Here is a 6,957-nt window from a genome sequence, read left to right on the forward strand (position 1 = left end):
CCCCTTCTCCCCTGCCGGGCAGCCCTCCCGCTCAGGGCCGCCCAGCGCCGACGAGGCTGCCGCCGCCTTCGCTGCCGCCTCGCCTCTCGCTCGCCAGCCTGCCGGTGTGGCGCTCCGTGCTCGCGATCAGCAGCTGCTGCTCAAGGCGCTGCAGCGCCATTTCGAGGCGGATCACGCCAACCGTCTGGTCGCCGTGAAGGTAGCCCGCCGCTGGGGTCACCGCTGCACCCTGCCGCTGCTGCACAGGGCCCGCCGCGACCCCGACCCCCGCGTGGTGCTCGAGGCAGCTCTGGCGCTGGAACGCTTCCGGGGCCGGCAGTCCCGGCCTCAGGCGGGGGAACCGGTCGTGGCGCTGCCCCGCAACGTCTCGCGCACCCGGTAGATGGGCCGCCCCTGACTCTCGTGGTAGGTGCGCATCTGCAGTTCAGCCAGCAGCCCGAAGCAGAACAGCTGCACGCCCGCCACAACGCTGATCAGGGCCACCAGCAACAGCGGCCGATCGCCGATCTCGGCCCCCAGCAGCAGCTTTTCCACCACCAGGGCCACAGTCAGCAGCAGACCCACCGCCATGGCCGCCAGCCCGGCTGAACCGAACACGTGCATCGGCCGGGTCAGGAATCGCTTCATGAACCACACCGTGAGCAGGTCCATCAGCACCCGGAAGGTGCGATCGATGCCGTAGTTGCTCTGGCCATAGCGGCGGGCGTGGTGGCCGACCTGCACCTCGCTGATGCGGGCGCCCTCGATGAAGGCCAGGGCTGGCAGAAACCGGTGCAGCTCGCCGTAGAGGTTGAGGTCGTCCACCACCTCGCGGCGGTAGGCCTTGAGAGAACAGCCGTAGTCGTGCAGGCGTACGCCGGTGACCCGGGCGATCAGACGATTGGCGATGCGGCTGGGCAGCAGCCGCGACACGGCATGGTCCTGCCGCTGGTGGCGCCAGCCGCTCACCAGATCGAAGCCCTGCTCCAGCCGCTCCAGCAGCATGGGAATGTCGGCCGGATCGTTCTGCAGGTCGCCATCAAGAGTGACGATCACCTGCCCGCAGCTGGCATCGAAGCCCGCGGCCATGGCGGCGCTCTGGCCGTAGTTGCGCCGCAGCAGCACCACCACCAGCTCCGGCCGGCTGCTGCTCAGCCCGCGCAGCACCTCGGCGGTGCCGTCGGTGGAGCCGTCATCCACCACCACCAGCTCGTGCTCCAGCCCCAGGGGGCGGATCGATCGCAGCACCTGCTCCACCAGCAGCGGCACGTTCTGCTCCTCGTTGTAGAGGGGCACCACCACTGAGAGATCCATCGCGGCCCGATCGCAGGCAAGGAACCTAGGCGGGCAGGGGACTGCCGTCGTGACAGCGCATCACCCGTCCGGCGCCGCGCAGTTCGGCGCGGTAGTGGCCCGCCACGGGGTGAGCATTGTTGGGGTTGAGATCGTCGATGCCGATGCCGTTGTGCCCGTGCTCGCGCCCGGAGCTGTGCAGATAGCGTCCGCTGCCCAGGTGCAGGGCCACGTGGGTGCAGCGCTGCGGGCTGCCGAAGAAGATCAGGTCGGCGGGCTCGAGCTGGTGGAACACGCCGGGGCGCACCGCCAGGGGCTGGCAGAAGCGCTCCTGCAGGTAGGCATCGCGCGGCAGCCAGATGCCGGTGCTGGCGTAGGCCGCCTGCACCAGCCCGGAACAGTCGAAGTCGGGCCCGAGGCTGCCCCCCCACAGATAGGTGTTGGGCCTTTGGTTGGCGGCCATGGCAAAGGCCAGCACCGCCGCCAGCCGTTCCTCGATGGCGGCGCGAGCCAGCAGCAACGGCCTGGGAGCGCGGCTGGCCATCGCCTGCCCCAGCAGCGCATCGGCCGCGATCCAGCCCGGGTAGCCGTCCTCCAGCAGGCGCACCCGCAGGCGGCCCTGCTTCAAGCCGCTGCAGATCTCCAGGCAGCGCCCGCCAGCCGCCTGGGTGGCGAGCCCGCTTCCCTGCGGACGGCTGAACAGGTCGAGGGGGGCCTCCAGCCGCCAGACGCTGCCGGGCAGGAGCAGTTCCGGCGCAGCCGCCGTGCCCTCCGCAAGGGGAAGCGACTGGGGGGTTCCTAGGGTCGTCACAGCTTGTGCCGGCACTGATGGCGTTCTACAGCCAGGACCAGGGCATGGCGCAGACCCTGGCTGAGCTGATCGAGGCGCTGGAGCTGGAGGGCCGCCCGGGTCTGGGCCAGCAGCTCTCGATCACCTGGGTTCGCTTTGCTCCATCCCAGCGGGAGCGAGCCATGGAGGCGGGGCCCAGCGCCTTCTGGAGCCTCCCCGGACGGGGGGCCAGTTGGGGGGGGGATCGCCAGCGCTACCCCGCCAGTGTGGTGAAGCTGGTGTACCTGATCGCCGTTGAGGCCTGGCTGCAGGAGGAATGGCTCGAGGACGGGCCTGAGCTGAGGCGGGCTCTGGCCGACATGATCCGCGACTCCAGCAATGACGCCACCGGCCTGGTGGTGGATCTGCTCAGCGGCACCACCAGCGGTCCGGCCCTGCCCCCCGAGCGCATGGAGGCCTGGGTGCGGCAGCGCCAGCTGGTGAACGACTGGCTGGCAGGGTTGGGGTGGCCTGAGTTGCAGGGCTGCAACGCCTGCCAGAAAACCTGGGGCGATGGTCCCTACGGCCGCGAGCGGGCCTTCTACGGCCCGGAGCTGGACAACCGCAACAGCCTCAGCAGCGAGGCGGTGGCCAGGCTGTTGCTGGCGGTGATGGCCGCCGCTGTGGTCTCGCCGCCGGCCTGTGCACGCATGCGACAAGTGCTGGAGCGCAGTCTGGAGCCGGACTGCCGCGCGGCCGACCCGGAAAACCAGGTGGACGGTTTCCTCGGCGCCGGCCTGCCCGATCAGGCCAGGCTGTGGAGCAAGGCCGGCTGGATGAGTCAGGCGCGCCATGACGCCGCCTATGTGGAGGCTGAGGGCCACGACCCCTTCCTGCTGGTGGTGTTCAGCGAGGGTCGGGAGCGGGCCCTCGATGAACGGCTGCTGCCGGCGCTCGCCAGCCACCTCTGCAGGGCTTGCAGGCACTGAGGGCCCAAGGCAGGAGCGACCAGCTCAGGGCAGGGGGCTTGGGCAGTTCAACGGAGAGGGAGGGATTCGAACCCTCGACAGAAGTTGCCTCCTGTAACTCCTTAGCAGGGAGCCGCTTTCAACCGCTCAGCCACCTCTCCAGGGGCCCGATGAGCTTATCAGCGTGGCCATCGGCTCAGGCTCTGGCGGGTTGGGCCTCCAGCCTCGGCAGGCGCAGCTTGAAACCGCAGAGGATTTCCCACGGGATGGTGCCACAGCGCTCGCTCCAGTCGGTGGGCTGAATCTGCTGGTCGCCATCGCTGCCCAGCAGGGTCACCACCGAGCCCGTCTCCAGATCGGCGCAATCGGTGGCATCCACCACGAGCTGGTCCATGGTGATCGCCCCCACCTGCGCCAGGCGCTGACCCTCGAACAGCACCTCCATCTGGTTGGAGAGTTGCCGGGGCACCCCGTCGGCATAGCCGATGCCCACCACCGCCAGGCGGCTGGGGCGCGCGGTGTGGAAGCGGTGGCCGTAGCTCACCCCAACGCCCTCAGGCACCTCGCGCACCAGGGTGACCCGGGCGTGCAGGTGCAGGGCCGGCTGCAGGTCGAGCACCCGGCGCAGATGGGGGGCGGGGCTGTGGCCATACAGGGCCAGGCCCACCCGCACCATGTCGTAGTGGAGCGCAGGGCTGCGCAGGGTGGCGGCCGAATTGGCCAGGTGGCGGATCCCCGGCTCGAGCCCCTGCTGCCTCAGGCTCGCCAGCACGTTGTCGAAGCGGCGTTTCTGCTCCGCCGTGGTGGGGTCCAGATCCCCGGCCACGGCGGCTTCCGGCTCGGCGTCAGCGTTGGCGAGGTGGGAGTAGACCCCTGCCAGGTGCACGGCATCCAGCTCCTGGATGGCTCTCACCAGCCTCGGCCCCTCCTGCCAGGCCGCTCCCAGCCTGGTCATGCCCNTNTCNAGNTTNNGNNNCACGGCCATCGGGGCGCCGCCGCCGCTGGCCAGGTTCTGACAGAGCAGGGCCTCCCGCATGCCGCTGATCGTGGGCATCAGCTGCCAGCGCTGGCAGCTGCGCAGTTCCTCGGGATGGCCGAGCCCGCCCAGCACCAGCACCGGCGCCTCGATGCCGGCCTGGCGCAGCTGGATCCCCTCGCCGAGGGTGGCGACCCCGAAGCAGCTGGCTCCCCCCTCCAGGGCGGCCCGGGCCACCACCACGGCACCATGGCCATAGCCATCGGCCTTGACCACGGCCATCAGGGAGCAGTCGGGGCCGATGGCGCGCTTCAGCGCCCGGGCGTTGGCGGTGATCGCCCAGGCCTCCACGTCCACCCAGGCCCGCCGCCGCTCCAGGCCGGCCTCCACCAGGGGCAGGCTCGGCAGCCAGCCTTGGTTCGTGGCCTGCGTCACGGATTCCTCAATCCAGCGCAATTAGCATGCCGGGTAATCCCGGCTCTGGCATGGGCCACGTCCTCGTCCTCAACGCCTCCTACGAACCCCTCAACATCACCACCTGGCGCCGCGCCATGGTGATGCTTCTCAAGGGCAAAGCCGAAGGCCTGGAACACGACCCGACACATCTGATCCGCGAGGATACTCTGCTCCCCACGGTGATCCGCCTGCGGCAGTTCGTACGCGTGCCCTACCGGCAACTGCCGCTCACCAGGCGCAATCTCTTCCACCGGGACGGCCACTGCTGCCAGTACTGCGGCTATGGCGGAGATCAGCTCTCGGTGGATCACGTCGTTCCCCGCAGCCGCGGTGGGCTGGACAGCTGGGAGAACGTGACCACCGCCTGCCTGAGCTGCAACGTGCGCAAGGGCAACCGCACGCCGCGGGAGGCCGGCATGGCCCTGCGCCGCCAACCCCATCGTCCCGCCAGCGGCCTCGGCTATGAGGCGACGCGCCACCTGCGGGCCGGTCGCCACCACGAGTGGGCCAAATACCTGATCGGCGTGGAGTCCGGCGCCGAGCTGTTCGTCTGAGCGCGGCTGCCCGTTCAGGCGCTCACCTGGGCGGCGAGGGCATCGAGGCGGCGGTTCTGGTCGGCGGTGATGCAGGCCCCGATCAGGTCGTGGAGCTGGCCATTGAGAATGGGCTCGAGCGAGAAGTTGCGCCCCAGGCGGTGGTCGGTGGTGCGGTTGTCCTTGTAGTTGTAGGTGCGGATCTTTTCACTGCGGTCGCCGCTGCCCACCTGCGCCAGCCGGTCGGAGCGCTCTCTGGCGTTGGCCTCAGCGAGCTGGCGCTCGTAGAGCTTGGCCCTCAGGATCTCCATGGCCCGCTCCCGGTTCTGCAGCTGCGAGCGCTCCTGGGTGCAGAACACGCGAATGCCGGTGGGTCGGTGGATCAGGTCCACCGCCGTTTCCACCTTGTTGACGTTCTGGCCGCCGGCCCCGCCGGAGCGGGCGGTGCTGATCTCCACGTCGCCGGGCTCGATCTGCACCTCCACCGGATCGGCCTCCGGCATCACGGCCACCGTGGCCGTGGAGGTGTGCACCCTCCCCTGGGACTCCGTGGCCGGCACCCGCTGCACCCGGTGCACGCCGGGCTCAAATTTCAGCTGGCTGAACACGCCCTCGCCCCGGATCGCCAGGATCAGTTCCTTGTAGCCCCCCAGCTCCGCCTCCGAAGCCGACACCGGATCAACCCGCCAGCCCAGGCTCTGGGCGTAGCGCTCGTACATGCGGGCCAGGTCGCCGGCCCAGATGGCGGCCTCGTCGCCGCCGGCCCCTGCCCGCACCTCGAGCATCACGCTGCGCTCATCGCGGGGATCGCGCGGCAGCAGAGCCACGGTGAGCGTCTGTTCCAGGGCTGCGATGGCCTTGCCGAGCTGCTGCAGTTCCTCGCTGGCCAGTTGCTCCATGCCAGCGTCACCCCGATGCTCCCGCAGCAGTTGCCGGGCTTGGTCCTCTTCCTGCTTCAGCTTCTGGAAGCGCTCATGGTTCCGCACCAGCGGTTCCAGGCGTGAGCGCTCGCGGGCGATCGCCTGCAGCTGCTCGGGGTTTGAGGCCACGGCAGGATCCGCCAGTTGGCGCTCCAGGGTCTCAAAGGTGCTCCTGGCGGCCGTGAGGCGATCATGAAGGAGAGAGGGATCCATGGGCCAGCGATTCCGGAGCTGTCAGGAGGGGCGCTCCGGGCAGAAGTGGCTCTCCCGGCCGCGCGGCTCCGTTGGCTCAGGCCTCGGTGGTGCCGGCTTCGGGCTTCGCTTCTGGTTCGGTCTTGACGCCAGCACTGCTGTCGAGGCTGGCCATGCCGTACTTGCGCATGAAGCGGTCAACCCGGCCTTCGGTGTCGAGGATCTTCTGGGTTCCGGTGTAGAAGGGGTGGTTGCCACTCCACACGTCCACATGGAGCTCAGGTGAGGTGGAGCCGGTGGTCATCACCACCTCTCCGTTGCAGATCACCTTGGCATCGGGGTACCAGGTGGGATGAATGTCGGCCTTGGGCATGGCTGGAAAGGTCTGAAGGAGATCGACGATCGGCGCTTCGAGTTGAAGATCAGCGCTTCGAGAACTGGGGCGCCTTACGGGCTTTCTTGAGGCCGTACTTGCGGCGTTCCTTGGCTCGGGGGTCGCGGCTGAGGTGGCCCTCCGTCTTGAGCGGTTTGCGGTTGTCAGGGGACAGGTCGCACAGGGCCCGGGCAGCGCCCTGCTTGATGGCATCGGCCTGGCCGGTGAGGCCACCGCCGCGCACGTTCACCAGCAGGTCGTAGTCGGTGGCGAGCCCCAGGGTGTTGAGGGGGGCTTTGACCGCCGCCAGGTACACGGGGTTGTAGTTCAGGTAGTTATCGCCGGGACGGCCGTTGATCGTGACGCTGCCGCTGCCGGGCACGACACGGACACGGGCCACGGCGGTCTTGCGGCGACCGGTGCCCCAGTAGACGACGTTGGAGGTGCTCATTGGGCGGCGGCGGCAGGATCGAGGGCGAGGGGCTGGGGCTTCTGGGC

General features: G+C 69.4%; 9 protein-coding genes and 1 tRNA gene. 3 read left to right on the forward strand and 7 right to left on the reverse strand.

The genetic code is table 11. From position 1 onward, the window contains the following. The coding region (locus IQ216_RS10015; RefSeq protein WP_228007373.1) for a HEAT repeat domain-containing protein at positions 1-382 on the forward strand (382 nt) is incomplete at its 5' end. Here the strand turns inward: IQ216_RS10015 and IQ216_RS10020 are convergent. Together IQ216_RS10020 and IQ216_RS10025 are read right to left on the reverse strand one after the other, a co-directional pair. Further along, positions 328-1,293 (reverse strand): glycosyltransferase family 2 protein, encoded by a 966-nt coding sequence (locus IQ216_RS10020; protein ID WP_193815359.1) that lies wholly within the window; start codon positions 1,291-1,293, stop codon positions 328-330. The genes IQ216_RS10015 and IQ216_RS10020 overlap by 55 nt on opposite strands. A gap of 25 nt (positions 1,294-1,318) precedes the next feature. Then, on the reverse strand, positions 1,319-2,083 hold the full coding sequence (locus IQ216_RS10025) for a C40 family peptidase (RefSeq protein WP_193815360.1): 765 nt from the start codon (positions 2,081-2,083) through the stop codon (positions 1,319-1,321). A 17-nt stretch (positions 2,084-2,100) separates the two neighbouring features. On the opposite strand from IQ216_RS10025, the gene IQ216_RS10030 reads away from it, so the two are divergent. Then, the gene (locus IQ216_RS10030; protein WP_193815361.1) at positions 2,101-3,030 is read left to right on the forward strand and encodes a serine hydrolase; all 930 of its coding nucleotides are present in this window, start codon (positions 2,101-2,103) and stop codon (positions 3,028-3,030) included. 51 nt (positions 3,031-3,081) lie between these two features. Here IQ216_RS10030 and IQ216_RS10035 read toward each other — a convergent pair. Then, a tRNA-Ser gene (locus IQ216_RS10035) sits at positions 3,082-3,170 on the reverse strand. 35 nt (positions 3,171-3,205) lie between these two features. Beyond that, positions 3,206-4,393 (reverse strand): alanine racemase, encoded by a 1,188-nt coding sequence (gene alr / locus IQ216_RS10040; protein WP_228007375.1) that lies wholly within the window; start codon positions 4,391-4,393, stop codon positions 3,206-3,208. Positions 4,394-4,470: 77 nt separating this feature from the next. Here alr and IQ216_RS10045 point away from each other — a divergent pair, with 77 nt between their 5' ends. Further along, positions 4,471-4,995, forward strand: coding sequence for an HNH endonuclease (locus tag IQ216_RS10045; protein ID WP_193815363.1), 525 nt, complete (start codon positions 4,471-4,473; stop codon positions 4,993-4,995). A 14-nt stretch (positions 4,996-5,009) separates the two neighbouring features. Here the strand turns inward: IQ216_RS10045 and prfA are convergent, their stop codons facing one another. The 3 genes from prfA to rpsI all read right to left on the reverse strand — a co-directional run bounded on the left by prfA (position 5,010) and on the right by rpsI (position 6,910). Next, on the reverse strand, positions 5,010-6,107 hold the full coding sequence (gene prfA, locus IQ216_RS10050; protein ID WP_193815364.1) for a peptide chain release factor 1: 1,098 nt from the start codon (positions 6,105-6,107) through the stop codon (positions 5,010-5,012). A gap of 76 nt (positions 6,108-6,183) precedes the next feature. After that, positions 6,184-6,459, reverse strand: coding sequence for a 50S ribosomal protein L31 (gene rpmE / locus IQ216_RS10055; RefSeq protein ID WP_193815365.1), 276 nt, complete (start codon positions 6,457-6,459; stop codon positions 6,184-6,186). Positions 6,460-6,508: 49 nt separating this feature from the next. Further along, positions 6,509-6,910: a 30S ribosomal protein S9 gene (rpsI, locus tag IQ216_RS10060; protein ID WP_193815366.1), complete on the reverse strand. Its 402-nt coding sequence runs from the start codon at positions 6,908-6,910 to the stop codon at positions 6,509-6,511. Between the last annotated feature and the right edge of the window lie 47 nt (positions 6,911-6,957).

This window comes from Cyanobium sp. LEGE 06143 (assembly GCF_015207535.1).
Lineage (GTDB): Bacteria > Cyanobacteriota > Cyanobacteriia > PCC-6307 > Cyanobiaceae > NIES-981.

Bases quoted from the DNA above. Each gene is read 5' to 3' on its own strand.
- IQ216_RS10020 (WP_193815359.1), bottom strand. From the start codon at position 1,293: ATGGATCTCTCAGTGGTGGTGCCCCTCTACAACGAGGAGCAGAACGTG.
- rpmE (WP_193815365.1), bottom strand. From the start codon at position 6,459: ATGCCCAAGGCCGACATTCATCCCACCTGGTACCCCGATGCCAAGGTG.
- IQ216_RS10045 (WP_193815363.1), top strand. From the start codon at position 4,471: ATGGGCCACGTCCTCGTCCTCAACGCCTCCTACGAACCCCTCAACATC.
- IQ216_RS10030 (WP_193815361.1), top strand. From the start codon at position 2,101: ATGGCGTTCTACAGCCAGGACCAGGGCATGGCGCAGACCCTGGCTGAG.
- prfA (WP_193815364.1), bottom strand. From the start codon at position 6,107: ATGGATCCCTCTCTCCTTCATGATCGCCTCACGGCCGCCAGGAGCACC.
- rpsI (WP_193815366.1), bottom strand. From the start codon at position 6,910: ATGAGCACCTCCAACGTCGTCTACTGGGGCACCGGTCGCCGCAAGACC.